The sequence below is a fragment of the Candidatus Flexicrinis affinis genome, from assembly GCA_016716525.1.
GTDB lineage: Bacteria > Chloroflexota > Anaerolineae > Aggregatilineales > Phototrophicaceae > Flexicrinis > Flexicrinis affinis.
Genome location: JADJWE010000009.1, coordinates 150,951 through 167,423 on the forward strand (window position 1 = coordinate 150,951; position 16,473 = coordinate 167,423).

At 64.8% G+C, this 16,473-nt stretch carries 17 protein-coding genes; 9 read left to right on the forward strand and 8 right to left on the reverse strand.

Annotation, left to right across the window (positions count from 1 at the left end):
- Nucleotides 1–104: 104 nt before the first annotated feature.
- Complete coding sequence (locus IPM16_19880; protein MBK9125363.1) at nucleotides 105–320, reverse strand: hypothetical protein; 216 nt, start codon at nucleotides 318–320, stop codon at nucleotides 105–107.
- Nucleotides 321–322: 2 nt separating this feature from the next.
- Entirely contained in the window at nucleotides 323–838 is a 516-nt protein-coding gene (locus tag IPM16_19885) for a hypothetical protein (GenBank protein ID MBK9125364.1), read from the reverse strand.
- A gap of 153 nt (nucleotides 839–991) precedes the next feature.
- On the opposite strand from IPM16_19885, the gene IPM16_19890 reads away from it, so the two are divergent.
- Nucleotides 992–1,780 carry an SRPBCC domain-containing protein gene (locus IPM16_19890; protein MBK9125365.1) on the forward strand — a complete coding sequence of 263 codons (789 nt, stop codon included), beginning with the start codon at nucleotides 992–994 and terminating at the stop codon, nucleotides 1,778–1,780.
- A 3-nt stretch (nucleotides 1,781–1,783) separates the two neighbouring features.
- The gene (locus IPM16_19895) at nucleotides 1,784–2,491 is read left to right on the forward strand and encodes a DUF2461 domain-containing protein (GenBank protein MBK9125366.1); all 708 of its coding nucleotides are present in this window, start codon (nucleotides 1,784–1,786) and stop codon (nucleotides 2,489–2,491) included.
- A 201-nt stretch (nucleotides 2,492–2,692) separates the two neighbouring features.
- Here IPM16_19895 and IPM16_19900 read toward each other — a convergent pair whose 3' ends face one another.
- Together IPM16_19900 and IPM16_19905 are read right to left on the reverse strand one after the other, a co-directional pair.
- On the reverse strand, nucleotides 2,693–3,481 hold the full coding sequence (locus tag IPM16_19900; protein ID MBK9125367.1) for a hypothetical protein: 789 nt from the start codon (nucleotides 3,479–3,481) through the stop codon (nucleotides 2,693–2,695).
- Nucleotides 3,482–3,817: 336 nt separating this feature from the next.
- The gene (locus tag IPM16_19905) at nucleotides 3,818–4,522 is read right to left on the reverse strand and encodes a hypothetical protein (protein MBK9125368.1); all 705 of its coding nucleotides are present in this window, start codon (nucleotides 4,520–4,522) and stop codon (nucleotides 3,818–3,820) included.
- 183 nt (nucleotides 4,523–4,705) lie between these two features.
- On the opposite strand from IPM16_19905, the gene IPM16_19910 reads away from it, so the two are divergent.
- Entirely contained in the window at nucleotides 4,706–5,458 is a 753-nt protein-coding gene (locus IPM16_19910; protein MBK9125369.1) for a polyprenol monophosphomannose synthase, read from the forward strand.
- A complete protein-coding gene (locus IPM16_19915; protein MBK9125370.1) occupies nucleotides 5,455–5,784 on the forward strand; it encodes an NGG1p interacting factor NIF3 in 330 nt (109 codons plus the stop codon). Before IPM16_19910 ends, IPM16_19915 begins: the two co-directional genes overlap by 4 nt.
- 156 nt (nucleotides 5,785–5,940) lie before the next feature.
- Here the strand turns inward: IPM16_19915 and IPM16_19920 are convergent, their stop codons facing one another.
- The gene (locus tag IPM16_19920; protein MBK9125371.1) at nucleotides 5,941–8,586 is read right to left on the reverse strand and encodes a YfhO family protein; all 2,646 of its coding nucleotides are present in this window, start codon (nucleotides 8,584–8,586) and stop codon (nucleotides 5,941–5,943) included.
- A gap of 191 nt (nucleotides 8,587–8,777) precedes the next feature.
- Between IPM16_19920 and pgeF the strand changes: the two genes are divergently transcribed.
- The 3 genes from pgeF to murJ are packed head-to-tail and all read left to right on the forward strand — an operon-like array spanning nucleotide 8,778 to nucleotide 11,613.
- Nucleotides 8,778–9,554 carry a peptidoglycan editing factor PgeF gene (gene pgeF, locus IPM16_19925; GenBank protein MBK9125372.1) on the forward strand — a complete coding sequence of 259 codons (777 nt, stop codon included), beginning with the start codon at nucleotides 8,778–8,780 and terminating at the stop codon, nucleotides 9,552–9,554.
- Entirely contained in the window at nucleotides 9,542–10,012 is a 471-nt protein-coding gene (locus tag IPM16_19930; protein ID MBK9125373.1) for an adenylyltransferase/cytidyltransferase family protein, read from the forward strand. Before pgeF ends, IPM16_19930 begins: the two co-directional genes overlap by 13 nt.
- 23 nt (nucleotides 10,013–10,035) lie before the next feature.
- Nucleotides 10,036–11,613, forward strand: coding sequence for a murein biosynthesis integral membrane protein MurJ (gene murJ / locus IPM16_19935; GenBank protein ID MBK9125374.1), 1,578 nt, complete (start codon nucleotides 10,036–10,038; stop codon nucleotides 11,611–11,613).
- A gap of 164 nt (nucleotides 11,614–11,777) precedes the next feature.
- On the opposite strand, the gene IPM16_19940 is transcribed toward murJ, so the two are convergent.
- From IPM16_19940 to IPM16_19950, 3 genes are read right to left on the reverse strand one after another with little or no spacing between them, the layout of a single operon-like run.
- Nucleotides 11,778–12,218, reverse strand: coding sequence for a type II toxin-antitoxin system VapC family toxin (locus IPM16_19940; protein MBK9125375.1), 441 nt, complete (start codon nucleotides 12,216–12,218; stop codon nucleotides 11,778–11,780).
- The gene (locus IPM16_19945) at nucleotides 12,215–12,466 is read right to left on the reverse strand and encodes a hypothetical protein (protein ID MBK9125376.1); all 252 of its coding nucleotides are present in this window, start codon (nucleotides 12,464–12,466) and stop codon (nucleotides 12,215–12,217) included. Before IPM16_19945 ends, IPM16_19940 begins: the two co-directional genes overlap by 4 nt.
- A 22-nt stretch (nucleotides 12,467–12,488) precedes the next feature.
- Nucleotides 12,489–13,409 (reverse strand): SDR family oxidoreductase, encoded by a 921-nt coding sequence (locus IPM16_19950; protein MBK9125377.1) that lies wholly within the window; start codon nucleotides 13,407–13,409, stop codon nucleotides 12,489–12,491.
- A gap of 135 nt (nucleotides 13,410–13,544) precedes the next feature.
- Between IPM16_19950 and purD the strand changes: the two genes are divergently transcribed.
- Nucleotides 13,545–15,824, forward strand: a complete 2,280-nt coding sequence (gene purD, locus IPM16_19955) for a phosphoribosylamine--glycine ligase (protein MBK9125378.1) — start codon at nucleotides 13,545–13,547, stop codon at nucleotides 15,822–15,824.
- Nucleotides 15,817–16,467, forward strand: coding sequence for a phosphoribosylglycinamide formyltransferase (gene purN, locus IPM16_19960; protein MBK9125379.1), 651 nt, complete (start codon nucleotides 15,817–15,819; stop codon nucleotides 16,465–16,467). Before purD ends, purN begins: the two co-directional genes overlap by 8 nt.
- The last annotated feature ends 6 nt before the right edge of the window (nucleotides 16,468–16,473 follow it).

Below are 16,473 nucleotides of genomic sequence, written 5' to 3' on the forward strand. Positions count from 1 at the left end.
AATGAATCCAAACTGCGACAACAGAGACTGAACTCACGCGTGGGCCAGCGGTCGGATCGGCGTGATGTAGGATGAAGTCGATCGGCTCCCTGACAGGGTGCATGCTATTTGGGCTGCTGTAGGTCGCTTTCCGTGACCTTGCCCTCGCGAATCGCGGCGATCAGTTCCTGATGCTGGCGATCCTCGCGGGCGCGCTGCTCAGTACGCTTGTGCGCTGACCACGCGACCCATGAGGCCGTGACAAACAGTAAGCCGACAATCCAGTTGAAGTAGCACGACACTATGCCAAGAAAGCCAAGTGAAATAGCTAGAAACAGCATGTCTACCTCAGTTTCTCGATCGTCAGCATCCAGCTCCCTGCGCTACCGCCGAAATTCATGTTGATCGTCGTGAACTCCAACAGCGCGTCGCACGGGCGTTCAAGCTGGACAATCTGCTGCGTATCGGTCTGAGTCACGATAAAGAGCGTCGGGATGAACTGCCCGCAGTTGTCGCCGTCGAGATCCAGTAAGTCGACGTTGATTGCCATCTGGCCCTCGATTTCGAGCGATAGACGGTATGTGCCTATATCGAGGGAAATCGGGCCGAGCGCCGGTGATAGTCCGTATTCCTCACTCGTGAAAATAAGGCCGGCGCATTTGGCCCGCACTTCCTGCACGGCTTCGTAGATCATCTCGAGCGCGGTCAGAGGCTCATCGGCTAACTCTGTGGCGAATTCGATAATCTCCGGCAGTAGATCCGCGGCCTCAGGACACTCTGCCGGGGTGTCCTGTGCGCTCAAGGTCGGTACGACCAGAACAGCAAGTATCAGTGCAAGTGCAACTATCGGACGACGCATGTTTAACTCCTAATGTGTACCTTAAGATGGTTATAGTATAACGCAAGATTGTGCACTAACTGAATGATCTAGCGATCGAACACCGCGTTGGGATTGCTTCAGATTCGATGGAACCTGTTGACATGTGACCAAATAGTCACATATAATGAACGCATGGATACGGAACAGGTGTTCAAAGCCATGGCGGATGCCAACCGCCGCACCCTTCTCGACCGGCTCTTCCAGCGCGACGGCCAAACGCTGGGCGAGCTGCAATCCGCCCTGCCGGACATGACCCGCTTCGGCGTCATGAAACACCTGCAGGTGCTGGAGACCGCGGGGCTGATCACCACGCACAAGGTCGGGCGGGAGAAGTTTCACTACCTGAACACCGTCCCCATCCAACAGGTCTACGACCGCTGGGTGAGCAAGTTTTCCCAGCCGTGGGCCCGCTCGCTCGTCGATCTAAAGACCGCACTCGAGGAGACCCCCATGACCGAGAAGCCCAACCACGTCTACGAAGTCTTCATCAAAACGACGCCCGAACAGCTTTGGAACGCGCTCACGCAAGGCGACATCACGCGGCTGTACTACTTCGGCACGCGCGTCAAGTCGGACTGGACGCCCGGCTCGGCGTACGCCTATCACTACGACAGCCCTGAGGCGCAGGTGATGCTCGAAGGCGAAGTGCTCGAAGCCGACCCGCCGCGCAAGCTGGTCACGACCTTCCGCCCGGTGTGGAACGACGGCCCCGAGGGCCGGCGCACGTCGCGGGTCACGTTCGAGATCGAGCAGCTCGGGCCGGCGTGCCGCCTCGTGCTGACCCACAGCGGCCTCAATCCGGACGCACCGCTCACGCAGGGCATCGGCTCGGGCTGGGCGCAGATCCTCAGCGGCCTGAAGACCCTGCTGGAGACCGGCGAGCCGCTCGTCGTCGAGATGCCGCAAGCCGAGGAGGCGTAACCCATGACCCAACGCGCGCCGGGCACCCCGTTCACCGGCTTCCCTGCCGAAGGGCTTCAGTTCATGCGCGATCTCGCCGCGAACAACACCCGCGAGTGGTTCGAGTCCCGCAAGCAAGCGTATCTCGATACCGTTCAGGGTCCCGCGGTCGCGCTGGTGGAGGCGCTCGGCGCGCGCTTGCAAGACCTCGTGCCGGGCATCACGGTCGATACGCGCACCAACGGCAGCGGCAATCTGATGCGCCTGCACCGCGACACGCGCTTCAGCACTGACAAGTCGCCGTACAAGACGCACATCCCGATGATGTTTCCGGTCGGCGGCAAGAAGATGGACAGCCCCGGCTTCGGCCTGCAGATTACGCTCGACGGTGTCGACTGCATGGCTGGCGTCTTCCGGGTTCGACAAAGGCGCGTTGGCCCGCTATCGCGATGCGGTCGTGTCCGACACGCACGGCCCGGCGCTCGTGAAGGCGGTCGCTACCGTGCGCAAGGCCGGGCCTACACGCTCAATGGCGGGAGCTTCAAGCGCGTGCCGTCCGGCTACGACCCCGAGCATCCGCGCGCCGAATGGCTGCGCTACGGCGGATTGTACGCCTCGATCAGCGGCCTGCCGCAGGACATCGCGCGCTCTGCCGCGCTCGTCGACGTGCTGATGACCCACTTCGCCGCCATGAAGCCGATCGTGGATTGGCTCCGCGCCGCGATCGGATAGGGGAAAGGGGAAAGGGGAGAGGGCAAAGGGGAAAGGGGGAAGCGACCAACCGCAGCCCGCCGCGACCATTCGCATCCTTCGTGTTCAACAAGTAATTCCCCTCTCCCTGAGGGAGAGGGGCTAGGGGTGAGGGCTCGCGCGGTACGGGACGACCCGGCGGGTCGCCCCTACGCCTGACATCTGATTCCTGAAAACTGGCTCCTACTCCGTGGCCTTCTGCATCAGCTTGGTCAGCCGTTCGGCCATCGACGCCGGATCGGGATGGATGCCGTCTTGCAGCAGCGCCGTCTCGAACACCTGCTCGATCACCAGATCGACCACCTCGTCGCCGCCCGCCGCGATGTGCCTGGCGAGATTGTGCAGCAGCGGATGGCGCGGGTTGAGTTCGAGCGTCTTGACTGGCAGCGAGTAGTCGCGCGACAGCAGGCGGTTGACGCGGAACATCTGCGCGTCGGCGCTGTTGTCGTCGCTGACGAGGCGCGCCGGCGCGCCCGCCAGCGTCTTGCTGGCGCGCACGCCCTTCACACGCTCGCCCAGCAGCTCGGCGAAGCGGTTGCGCACCGTCTCGAAGTCGGCCTCGGCCACCGGCTCGGGCGCGGCTTCCTCGTCTTCGGCGGGCGTGCCGACGTCAGTCAGGTCGAGTTCGGCGTCGTCCACCGAGCGCAGCTTCTTGCCCTCGAATTCGGACAGGTTGGTGAGCAGGATCGGATCAACCGGATCGCTCAGGATCAGCACTTCGATCCCGCGCTTGCTGAACGGTTCGAGGTGCGGCTGCGCCGCGCGCTGTGGAAGTCGTCGGCCACGATGTAGTAGATCTCGCTCTGGTTGTCGACCATCCGGTCGGCGTATTCCTTGAGCGTGGTCGGCTGTTTGCTGCCGTCGTGGGTGGTCGGGAACAGCAGCAGCGGCAGCAGATCGTCCTTGTCCTCCGGCGACAGCGCGACGCCTTGCTTGAGGAAGCGCCCGAACTGCTCGTACAGCTTGATCCATGCCTCGCGGTCGGATGTCGCCATCTTCTTGAAGTCGCCCAGCACGCGCCGCGTGATCGCCTTCTTGAGCTGGCCCATCAGCACGTTGGCGCGCACGGTCTCGCGGCTGACGCTGAGCGGGATGTCCTCGCTGTCGACCACGCCGTGCAGGAAGGACAGGTAATCCGGCAGCAGGTCCGTGCAGTAGTCTTGAATGAGCACCTTGCGGGCGTACAGCTTGAGCCCGACCTGTTTGCGCGGGCTGAACATCGGCGGCTGATTGCTCGACGGCACAAACAGCAGCGCGTAGAACTGCAGCGGCACGTCGGCGCGCATGTGGATGACCTTCTGCGAACCGTTAAAGTCGAAGGTCATCGACCGGTAGAACTCGTCGTACTTCGACGCCTCGATCTCTTTCGGGTCCTGCCGCCAGATGGCGATGCGCTGATTGGTCGGCTCGGCGTCCTCGCCGACGTACACCGGGAAGCTGATCGTGTCGGAGTAGGTGCGGATGACGTCCTTGAGCTTCCACGTCTGCAGGAAGTCGTCGGCGTCGTCCTTGAGCGTGACGATCACGTCCGTGCCGCGCTGGGCGCGCTCCGCCGGAGCGATGGTGAAGTTGGTGCCGCCCTCGGCCTCCCACGCCCACGCCGGTTCGTCGGCCTTGTGGCTCTACGAACTGCCCGATCACGCTCTTGGCCGTCTCGGCGTCCTTGGCGTCCTTGAGCGCGTCGATGAAGGCGCGCGCGCCGCTGCGGGCGATCACGCCGAGGTTGTTGATCAGGTCGTCACGCGTCATGCCGATGCCGCTGTCGCTGATCGTGACCGTCCGCGCGTCGTCGTCGACGGTGATGCGGATCGCCAACTCGGCGTCCTGATCGCGCATGTCGCGGTTGGTGAGCGACTCGAACTGCGCGCGGTTGAGCGCGTCGCTTGCGTTCGAGATCAGCTCGCGCAGGAAGATGTCGCGCTCCGTGTACAACGCGTGGACCAAAATGTGCAGAAGCTGTTGAATCTCTGCCTGAAAATTGAACGTGGTCTGTTCGGCCGGCACGTCGGTCATAGCCCGTATCCCCTCAATGTCTCGTGATGCCGTTCTGTTCTGAATCGCGGAGTGTTATAGCACAGGTCTGTAAACGGCATGTAAGAATCGCGGCGGACGTGCGATGGCAGGTCGTATCTTGCGCGCATGCCGCGCGGCCCGTAGACTTCACCCCATTCAGTCGTCCGCGCAAAGCAGTCTGTGATGCCCAAACTGACGGTCGTCCTGCCGACCTACAACGAAGCCGAAAACCTTGCCCTGCTGGTCGAAGCCCTGCTCGGCCTCGACATCCCCGACCTGCACGTGCTCGTCGTGGACGACAACTCGCCGGACGGTACCGGCCGCATCGCCGACGAACTCGCCGCCGAAATGCCGGGGCGCGTCAGCGTGCAGCACAACCCGGGCAAGGGCGGGTTGGGTCCGGCGTATATCGGTGGATTCCAGCGCGCCATCGCCGAGGGCGCCGAGCTTGTCCTGCAGATGGACACCGATTTCAGCCACCAGCCCAAGTACATTCCGTCCATGCTCGCCGCCGTCAACGCCGGCGCGGATGTCGTGATCGGCTCGCGTTACGTCAAAGGCGGCAGCGTCGACGAGCATTGGGGCCCGCACCGCAAACTGCTGAGCTGGTGGGCGAACCGAATCTACGTCCGCACGATCCTCGGCCTGCCGATCAACGACGCGACCAGCGGTTTCCGGCTGTGGCGCGCATCGGCGCTCAAAGGCATCGGGTTGGAGCGCATCCGGTCGAACGGCTACGTGTTTCTGGTCGAACTGGCCTACGTCGCGCATCGCCTCGGCTACAAGCTCGGCGAAGTGCCGATCCACTTCCCGGATCGCGAGCGTGGCGCATCGAAGATGGATACGCGCATCATGGTCGAGGCCGCCCTGCGCGTGTGGCAAATCCTGTTCCGCCACCGCGCGCTGAAGCCCACCCACCGCGAACAGACCTCATGACCGACGATCTGTACATCGTCACCACCGTGCCGGAGTCGCATGTCGACGCCGTGCTCGACGCCATCGCGTCCGCCGGCGGCGGGCAGATCGGCAGTTACACCCACTGTGCCTTCACCAACATCGGGCGCGGGCGTTTTAAGCCGGCCGAAGATGCCAATCCGCACGTCGGCATGGTCGGCCAGATCAACGCCGTAGACGAGTGGCGAGTCGAGACCTTTTGCGCCCGTTCGCAGGGTCGCGCCGTCGTAGACGCCATCCGCGCCGCACACCCCTACGAACAGCCCGTCATCTACGTGATTCCATTGCTCGATATTGACGCGTTGTAGGTTGCAGGCAAAGGCTTCGCCTCCGCACCTCCACAAGGGATTGGCACCCCTTGACCCTCTATCTGCGGATTGATCCCGCACGCGGGATCAATCCGCGGGATGGGAGTCTAGAGGGCGAAAGCCTTCTGGCGGGGTTCGGGGCAGCGCCCCGCAGCTCTAGCGTCTGCTGAGGCGAACGGTGGCGAACAATGCAAGGATCCACGCCGCCCACGCAAAGGCTGCAAAGGCCAGCAGTGGCCGAACCCACGGCGGTCGGTAGTCGACGGTGACCGTGTGTTCGCCGGGCGGGATGATCACCGCTTGGAACATAATGTCCGCGCGGTAAAGGGGGGTGTCCGCGCCGTCGAGGGTTGCCGTCCAGCCCGGGAAATAGGCCGTGTTGAACACCAACGCCAGCGGCACGGACGCCGTATTGACGACGGTCGCCTCGCTGTGGGTGCCGGCCCGTGTGTACGATACGACAAGGCTGAGGGCCGGGATGTCGGCGGATGGCGTAGCCAGATCGTCCGGCGCGCCGTGGACGACCGCGGCGGTCAGCGGATCGAAAGCCGGATCGCGCATGCGTTCGATGGCCGCCTCGCTGCCGTCCCACGAGTCGGGCAGGACGGTGTCGACACGGGCGAGGAATGGCCACACGACCGTGCCGGACTGGCGCCGGTAGAGCTTGATATCGCTTGAAAGCAGCTTGTCCCAGCCGCCCAGCGGCACCATGTCGAACGCGCCGGAACGGGTATCCACAAGCGTAGCAGCGCGCACAGTGATGTCCTCCGATTCGCTGCGGAGCGCGACGCTTTCGACGGATGTCAGCGCGGCAGTGAAGCGCGCCAACGTTAGTCGGTCGTCGACTTGGCGGGCGTCAATGAGAGTCATCTCGACCGTGGGGCGGACATTGAACCACGCCCGCAGATTGGATGGGTCGCCGGCGAGCAACACATGCAGTTCATCGGCCGCGAACGTTGGACTGACCGACCCGGACTGCGACGTGCCTCCGCCGGACAGGCGCACCGGCAGGCTGACGTCGAACTGGATGTCGTCGTAGAACCGGTCGGCGGTCTTGTCGAGGACGAGGTATTTGACGCCGGCGAGGTCGAGCCACCGATTCTCCGGCACGCACGCGCCGAGGCACGCCGGCAGCGCGAGCAGCTCACGTAACCGTCCGTCCTGCGTACGCGGCTCGCCTTCCGGCAGCAGCAGCGCCGAGAACGCCGAGTAGTACACGGTTGGCACCAACCCGCCGCCGAAGCCGTCGGCGGTCGACAGGCCGTACAGCAGTGGGAAATTCGGCGCCTGTAACTCCTTCAGCTTGGCGGCGGTCAGTCCCGCCTTTGCCGCGCGTTCGGTCATGCCGACCAAGTCGTAATAGTCGAGCAGGGCGTCGTGGTCGTACGTGTCGAAGTAGCCGTTGGAGATCGACAACAGCCGTCCGCCGCCATCCGCCTCGATCTGATACGCGGTCAACCGCGGGTCGCTGGCCGCGGCTGGATCGACCAGATCGGCATGCGGCATGTTGGTGGCGGCAATCGCCAGTTCGCCGGCGGTGATCCCCACCAGCAGCACGGTCAGCAGTCCACGGCGCGCCGTCTGCCGCGAGAGCAGCACGACGTTGGCGAACATCAGACCGGCGGCTGCCCAGAACAGGATGGTGGACAAGGTCGGGCTGGACGATCCATCGACCTCGTCGGCGGAGGCCGGCGCGCGCCACACACTGAGGACCGCCAGCAGGGCGACCAGCCCCACGGCAGCGAGCAGTCCGCGGTTGGGCTTCTTGGCAGTGCGCTTCAGCAGCGCATCGGCGCCGAGGCCGGCCAGCATCGAGCCGCCCAATGCGACGAACGCCAGCCAACGCGCCGGCACGCGAAACAGGTTGAAACCCGGCAGTTCGGCCAGTGCCCAGTAAACTGGCGTGTACAGCCCGAGCGCCAACACGACTCCGACGACCGCGAGCACGAGCCACGGCCAGCGCGCGCGGCGGCCATATAACGCGCCCCACACCGCCAATCCCAGCCCGAACACGCCGAGATACGCGACATATTCACCGAACACCTGCCCGTCGAGGCTGGGCAGCAGGCCGCGCGCGGCGAGGTTTGGGTTCCAGCTAAACGCCATCGCCGCCAGCGCCGAAAACCCGCCCGATCGGTTGCTTAATCCGGTGAGTTCCAGTGTCGGCAGAATCTGCACGGCGGCCAATGCCAGGGCGATCACCGACGCGGCTGCCAGTCCGATCAGACGCAGGCCCGTACCGGTCACGACTTCGCGGGCGCCGCGTTCGCCGCGCGGGACGAGCGCCAGCACGCCCAGCATCACGCCGGTAATGAACAGTGTTTGCGTGTGCCCGCTGAGGGCGATCAGCGCCAGAATACCGGACAACGCCAGCAGCGAGACGATCCGCCCGCCGCGACTCTGTTGGCCGGACGCCGGCGGAAGAAAACACGCCGCCGCCCACGGCATCCACGCGATCCCCTGAAGCTGGTTGATCTGTTCGACATGCGCGCCGACGTATCCACCCAACGCAAACACGGCCGCTGCGACCAGCGCCGGAACGAGGCCGAGTCCTACACTGCGCCGGGCCAGCACCAGCGCACCAGCCGCTGCCCACGCGACATGAATCAGCACGCTGACCTTGAGCGCGTCCCACGCCGGCAGCCACACGGTGAGCCAGTTCGGCGGATAGAAGGTGCCAAGCTGCGAGGTCGGCCAGCAGTGGCACGCCCATGAACACCTGATCCGTCCACATCGGTAGGTCGAATGACCGCAGCGCCACGTCGCGCGCGGCCCACAGCGGCGTAAAGTAATGGAACGCATCGCCTTTGCCGAAGATCAGGCCGCTGAACGCGACGTGATGAAACCCGAGCAGGGTAATCGCAATCGCGGCGGCGATCGTCAGCACGGCGGGAAGTCGACGCATGAACGGTTCCTTGTAGCTGCGTGTACAGGGGCGAACCCCCGCCCAACGTTTGCTATAATGCCGCGGTGCGGTTCAAAAGGAAACCCTCATGCAGCGCATCGACGGCCCGGTGCCGTATTACACCTTCGACGGTTTCGAAGGCACGACCCACGCGGTATTTACGCGGCACGGCGGCGTCAGCCCGGAGCCGTTCGGATCGCTCAACACGGGCGGATTCATCGGCGATTCGCAGGACAACGTGCGGCGCAATCACGAGATCATGGCGGAGGCGATGCGCGTTGACCCGCAGCGCATGACGACGACGTGGCAGGTACACGGCAACGAAACGGTGCGCGTGCTGCGCCCCTCGCGCGACCGGCGCTGGCTGGCGCAAGCGGACGGCATGATCACCGACCGGCACGACGTGGTGTTGACCATGCGCTTCGCCGACTGCACGCCGATCCTCGCGGTCGATACGGTGCGCGGGGTGATCGGTATTGCCCACGCGGGCTGGCGTGGCACGGTGCGTGGTGCGGCTTCCTCGTTGATCCGCGCAATGACTCACGCCTACGGTACCAACCCCGCCGACGTGCAAGCCGGCGTGGGGCCCTCCATCGGCCCGCGCCGTTACCAGGTTGGCGAGGAGGTTGTGCGCGCCGCACACACCTATTTCGGCGACATCGACAGGCTGATCCGCCGCGATCCATCCGATGGCACGGCCTACTTCGACCTGTGGGAGGCCAACCGGCGCGACCTCGCCAACGCTGGCGTCGAACGGATCGAAGTTATGGGCGTGTGCACCGCCGAGCGCACCGACGACTTCTTCAGCCACCGTGCCGAGAAGGGCATGACCGGCCGGTTCGGGGCGCTGATATGCCTGTCCTGAGCCTGCCCGAAGCCGTCCTGCTGCGCAACACCTTCGCCGATACCGGCCGTTCGGTCGTCTTTACCAACGGCCATTTCGACCTGTTGCACATCGGCCACGTCCAGTATTTGCAGGCCGCCCGCCGCCTGGGTGACGCGTTGTTCGTCGGCGTCAACGGCGACGAGTCGACCCGTCGGCTCAAAGGCGAGGGGCGGCCGTACACGCCCGCCGTCGAACGCGCCGCGCTGATCGATGCGCTCAAGCCAGTCACGGCCGTCATCGTATTCGAGGAGGACACGGCCAACGCGGTCATCGAGATGCTGCGGCCCGACATCTACGTCAAAGGCGGTGACTATCACGACAAGCCGCTTCCGGAGCGCGAGCTGGTCGAAAACCTCGGCGGGCGCGTCGAGCTGATCGACCTTGTGCCGGAGCGCAGCACCACCGCGCTGATCGCCCGCATCCGCGCCGCGCCCTAACACCGACACCAAGCCGAACACCCATGTCCGCCCGACCGCCGTCTATCGCCCGTGCATCGGCCATCATCGCCGCTGGGAACATCGCCAGCCGTGTGTTGGGCCTGGGCCGCGAGGTGGTCCTGTCGAACTTGTTCGGCGCGTCGCGGGCGCTCGAAGCGTTCAATAACGCCGTACTCGTCACTCGTTCGCTGTTCGATCTGCTGATCGCCGGCCACGTCAACAGCGCCATCGTGCCGGTGCTCAGCGAGATCGACTCGAAGCACGGGCGCGATTCCCTGTGGCGCGTGTTGGCGGCGCTGGCCGGGATCGTGGTGCTGGCGCTGGCCGTCGTCGTGCTCGTCATGATTGCGGCAGCGCTCCCGATCGCGCGCATCATCGGCGGTGACGCGGCGACGGTGGAGGAGACGGCCGGCCTGATCCGGCTGACCGCGCCGGCACTGCTGCTGATGTGCTTGTTCGCCTTGTACAGCGGCGCGCTGTATGCCTTGCGCATCTTCACCTATCCGGCGCTGGCCGCGGCGGTCTTCAACGGCACGATGGTGGCCGTCACGTTGATCCTCGGCGGGTCTCGCCAGATCGAAGCGGCGGCGGTGGCGTGGATTGCGGCGGCGGCGGCACAGCTCGCGCTTCAGCTTTACGGCCTGCGGTCCGGCAGACTGCGCCTGTCGTTGCACTGGCGCGATCCGCTGGTGGCGCCGGTGCTGCGCCGGATCGGCCGGCTGTACGTGCCGGTTATCGGCTCGCTGATCGTCGATCTCATCACCACGCGGTTCTTCACCTACGCGCTTGCCGCGCGCGCATTGATCGACCACGGCAACAACTACATGCAGTGGGCGACGACGCTCATTCAGTTCCCGCAGGGTCTGGTCGCAACGGCGATCAGCGCGGCGGTATTGCCGACGCTCAGCCGCGCCGCCGTCGCCGAACGGGACGGTGAAGCCGCCGAGGGACAGTCGTTCGCCGACACGCTTGGCCTCGGCCTGCGCATGACCACCGTGCTGATCCTGCCGGCGGCGCTGGCGCTGGCCGTGCTGGCCGTGCCGATCGTTCAGCTCGTGTTCGAGCACGGCGCGTTCACGCCGTACGACACCGGCATCACCGCGCTGGCGCTGCGGCTGTACGTGATTGGCCTGCCGTTTGCCGCGTGGGATCTGCTGCTGGTCTACGCGTTCTATGCGCGTCAGGACACGCTGACTCCGGCGCTGGTCGGTGTCGCCAGTCTGATCGTCTATGCGATCGCCGCCGTGCTTCTCTTCCCGACCTTCGATCTCTACGCACTCATGCTGGCTGACGCGGTCAAGCACGTCACGCACGCGAGCATCTCGGCCGTTTTACTCGCACGGCGCGGACCGGTGTTCGCCAACCAGCGGCTGATCGGCACGTTCGCGCGGGGCCTCGTTGCCTCGCTGGGGATGGCGGCGATCGGCCTGCTCGTGATGCAGGCGCTCGCCCCGTTGTTCGGCACCAACACGCTCAACGAAATCGTCGGTGTCGGCCTGAGCCTCGCCGCCTGCGGCGCGACTTATCTGGCACTGGGTGTGATTCTGCGCCTCGAAGAACTGTCGATGCTGCGGCGCGTCTTCCGCCGGTTGCGGGGCTAAAAAGGAGATTCTCTCCAATGGGCTTTCGCTGCTCCGGACACCCTTATTTGCGATTTCATCGCGAGTAAGGAGGTGCAGGAGTGCAAACTCCTGCCGGGGTGTGGGGCAGCGCCCCAGCGCGCGTTAGTTCGACTGCATCGTACGGTGGGCGGGCGATGGCGTGATTACGTTGCTGTCGTCCAGTTCCCCAGCCAATGAATGCTCGGAAACCGGTCTTTCATCGCGTTGAACATACGCTCGTCGGCTGTCCAAAACGCGCAGGAAAGTTGTTCGGCCACGGCGAGGTATTGTGCATCATAGGCGGTGGGGCGGTTATACGTCGCTGCCAACTCGTATCCCCGCTTGAGCAACGCGCTGTTGAAATGAAGGGTGATGGGATAATCAAGCAGTCTATCGCGCGCGCGTAGTCCTTCTTCAACCGTCACGCGCCCTTGAAAAACCGCCTTGCGACAAACTGCGACAAATTCGTATCGAAGTAGAACCGGTGCATGGAGCGTCGTGTTCTCGTCCTGCAGGTACTTGATAAGCTGCTGCGCTTGTGGAGAGAGTGTTTCTGGAAAGACGCTGGCGATGAAGATCCCTGAGTCCAGAACGATATCGCTCAAGAGGCTTCCTCGCGCAGTTCATCGAGCAGCGAAAGCGCGCCAACAGTTCCGGTCTTGCCGATCCGCGACCGAATGTCGGCTTGTAACGCATCGATGTCTGCCCACCACGCATCAAAGTCGAATGAGGACATATCAGCCTGCTCAGCGTCGACAGCAGCTTCTTGCTCGATCAATGCACGCACACGCCGTTTGGCATCGGGGTGAAGTTGATGAAATTTCTCGATAATCTCGCGTTCGAGCGTGCTCATGACCGTAGTCCTCGATCTCTTCCTAGCGCCATTCTACACCGAGTTCTTTCCGTCTCCGCTCGTTATCAGACATACGAACAGAGAGCATCGGTATTGACGCTTCGGCAGCAAAACCCAGAAGCTCGATACGCTTGCCACTCGCCGTTAGTTTGACTGCATCGTACGGTGGGCCAGCGCCGTCATCATGCGGCGCGGCGTCAGGCGAAGGGTCCAGACCATCAGCGCGTTCAGAACACCCGGCACGATGCTCGCCTTCCGCCGCAGCATCCGCGTTAATCGACGCGCGGACGCACGGCTCTGGCTCCATAAGCGTGAAGCGTTGGAACAGCGTGTACTGCTGGCCGCTGACGTCGTGGAACTCGGTGCGAGTCACACCCGGGCAGGTGGTCGTGACGCTTACGCCGCTGCCGCGCAGTTCGAAATTGATCGCTTCGCTGAAGCTGAGGACGAATGCCTTGGCGGCCGAGTAGCTGGCGTACAGCGGGCTGGGGAGGAACGCGCCGATCGACGCGACCTGTAGCACGTAGCCGAATTTGCGCGCGACCATATCCGGCACGAACAGACGTGTCATGCGCACCACCGTCGCAATATCGATGTCGAGCATCTGCTGCTCGCGCTCCCATGCGATATCCGTGAACTTGCCGTACAGGCCGAAGCCGGCGTTGTTGATCAACACGTCGACCCCGATACCGTCAGCACGGAGCTGATCGTAGATCGCTTGCGGCACGTCCGGCAGGCTGAGGTCGGCGGCGATCACTTTGGTCTGGATGCCGTGCGCCTTTGAGAGCTCGTCCGCGACAGCGTTCAACCGGTCTTCGCGGCGGGCGACGAGCACGAGATTGGTCCCGGCAGCGGACATCTGTCGCGCGAACTCTTCGCCCAACCCGCTCGATGCGCCGGTGACCAGCGCCCACTTACCTTTCAGATCTGATAGTTGCGTCATAGCTGATCCATCTGCGGGAAGATTGCCCTACAACCCCCGTTATTGTGGCACGGAGCGCACATATAAACGATGACCGGTGCGCCGCCGTCAGCTAAAATAGGGTGTATCAGGCAGCCAATGCGACAGGGAGTCGCCGTGAACGTATTGATTGTTGGCAGCGGCGGGCGCGAACACGCGATTGCGGTTGCGCTGCGCCGGTCGAGCCGCGTAGATGCGCTCTACGTCATGCCCGGCAATGCGGGAACAGCCGTGCTCGGCACCAACGTCGAGCTTGACCCGAAAGATCACGCAGCGCTGATCGACTTCGCACGCCACCGCCAGATCGGTCTGGTCGTCGTCGGGCCCGAGGCCCCGTTGGCCGAAGGAATGATCGACTCGCTCCAAGCGGCAGGCATTCGCGCCTTCGGGCCGACCAAAGCCGCCGCCCAGCTCGAGTCGTCCAAGGCGTTCTCGAAGGAGTTCATGCGCAAGGTAGGCATCCCGACCGCAGAGCACGCGACGTTCAGCGACTATGTCGCTGCGCTGCGCTATTTGGAGACCTGTAAGCACCCGGTGGTCGTCAAGGCCGACGGGCTGGCCGCCGGCAAAGGCGTGATCGTGTGCGACGACCGCGACGACGCGGCCGCGGCGGTCACACACCTGATGCGCGATTCGGCCTTCGGCACCGCCGGCGCGACGGTCATCATCGAGGAGCGATTGACGGGACCGGAACTGTCCGTACTGGCGTTCTGCGATGGCAAGACGGTCGTGCCGATGCCGCCCGCGCGCGACCACAAGCGGATTGGCGATGGTGATCGCGGCCCGAATACCGGCGGCATGGGTGCGTATGCGCCGGTGCCGGATATCCCGAAGACGATGGTCGATCAAATCGTGCGGCGCGTGCTTCAGCCGGCGGTCGACGGCATGGCGGCGCGCGGGACGCCATTCGTTGGCGTGCTGTACGCCGGCTTGATGCTGACACCCGACGGCGTGCGAACGCTTGAGTTCAACGTCCGCTTTGGCGACCCGGAGACGCAGGCCATTCTGCCGCTGTTGGACAGCGATCTGCTCGACATCTTCGAGGCGTGCATCGACGGCACGCTGCGCCGCGATCAGGTGCGTTGGCTGGACGGCGTGTGTGCGACCGTCGTCCTTGCTGCCGCCAACTATCCGGCCGATCCGCGCCGCGGCGACCCGATTCAACTGCCGGCGCAGCTTCCGGAGTCGGTCGAGATCTATCACGCCGGCACAGCTCTGCAAGGGCATCAGGTGGTGACTGCCGGCGGTCGCGTGTTGGCCGTCAGCGCCGTCGGACCGACGCTGGACGACGCGCTGCAAACGGCGTACTTCATCGTCTCGCAGGTGCAGTTCGACGGCATGCAGTACCGCCGCGACATCGGACGCCCGCCGCAGGCCGCCTATGCCCGTGCGGGGGTGGACATCACCGCTGGCACGCGCGCCACCGAGCTGATGAAGGGCTACGTGCGCAGCACCTACACCCGCGCCGTACTCAGCGAGATGGGCGCGTTCGGCGGTTTGTACGACGCCAGCGAGATCAAGGCGATGACCGCGCCGATCCTCGTGTCGTCCACGGACGGCGTCGGCACCAAGACGATGGTCGCCGCGCGCATGAACCGCTGGGACACGATCGGCCGCGATCTGGTCAACCACTGCGTCAACGACATCCTCGTGCAAGGCGGTCGCCCGTTGTTCTTCATGGACTATGTCGCCAGCAGCAAGCTCGACGCCGAGCAGATCGCCACAGTCGTGCGCGGTGTTGCGGAGGCGTGCCGCGAGATCGGGTGTGTGCTGCTCGGCGGCGAAACCGCCGAGATGCCCGGCGTCTACCAGCCCGGCGAGATCGACCTTGCCGGTACGGTGGTCGGGGTGGTTGAGCGCGACGCGCTCATCGACGGGACGCGCGTCACGCCCGGCGATGTGCTGCTGGCACTGCCGTCGACCGGCTTGCATACCAACGGCTATTCGCTGGCGCGGCTGGCGCTTCAATCGCTGGACTGGCAAAGCCCGCATCCACAGCTCGACGGCCAGTCGATCGGTGCTGCGCTGCTGGCGGTGCACCGCTGCTATTTGAACGAGGTCGCGGCACTGCGCTCGTCGGGGATCGATATCAAGGCGTTGGCGCACATCACCGGCGGCGGCGTGGTCGACAACGTGCCGCGTGTGCTGCCTGCCGGAACCGCTGCGGTCATCCGGCGCGGGACGTGGCCCGAGCCGCCGATCTTCGGGTTGATCGCGCGCCACGCGCAAGTCAACGCGGCCGAGCAATTCCACGCGCTAAACATGGGCATCGGTATGATCGTGATCGTGCCGGCGGAGCAGGCCGACGCGGCGCTGACGGCTGTGCCGGACATGCACCGCGTGGGCGAGGTCATCACCGGCGAGCGCACCGTCACGATCGAGGCCCCGTATGGATAGTCCTCACAGCCCTCACCCCCTTGCCCCCTCTCCCTCAGGGAGAGGGGGCAGACGAATCGTGGTGATGGCGTCCGGGAACGGCAGCAACTTGCAGGCATTGATCGACGCGTGCGCCGACGGGCGGATCGATGCGCCGATCGCCGGCGTGATCGTCAACCGGCGCGACGCCTACGCCCGCGAACGGGCCGCGCAGGCGGGAATCCCGTGCGAGTACCAGCCGCTCAAGCCGTACACCGACGCCGGACGGCCGCGCTCTGACTACGACGCCGACGTGGCCGAACGGGTCGCGGGGTATGCGCCCGATTTGATCGTGCTGGCTGGGTGGATGCACGTGCTCTCGCCGGCGTTCCTCGACCGCTTTCCGGGCAAGGTGATCAACCTGCATCCGGCGCTGCCGGGCATGTTCGCTGGCACGCACGCCATCGAGCGGACGTTCGAAGCGTACCAACGCGGCGAGGTGGCATGCGGCGGGATCATGGTGCACGTCGTGGTGCCGGAGGTCGACGCCGGGCCGGTGATCGCGCAGGCCGAGGTGCCGATCCTGCCGGACGACACGCTGGAGACGTTCGAGGCGCGCCTGCACGCCGCCGAACACGCGCTTCTCGTCGAGGCCACGCGGCGGGCGCTGGAGGCCGACTGTTAGCGCAGG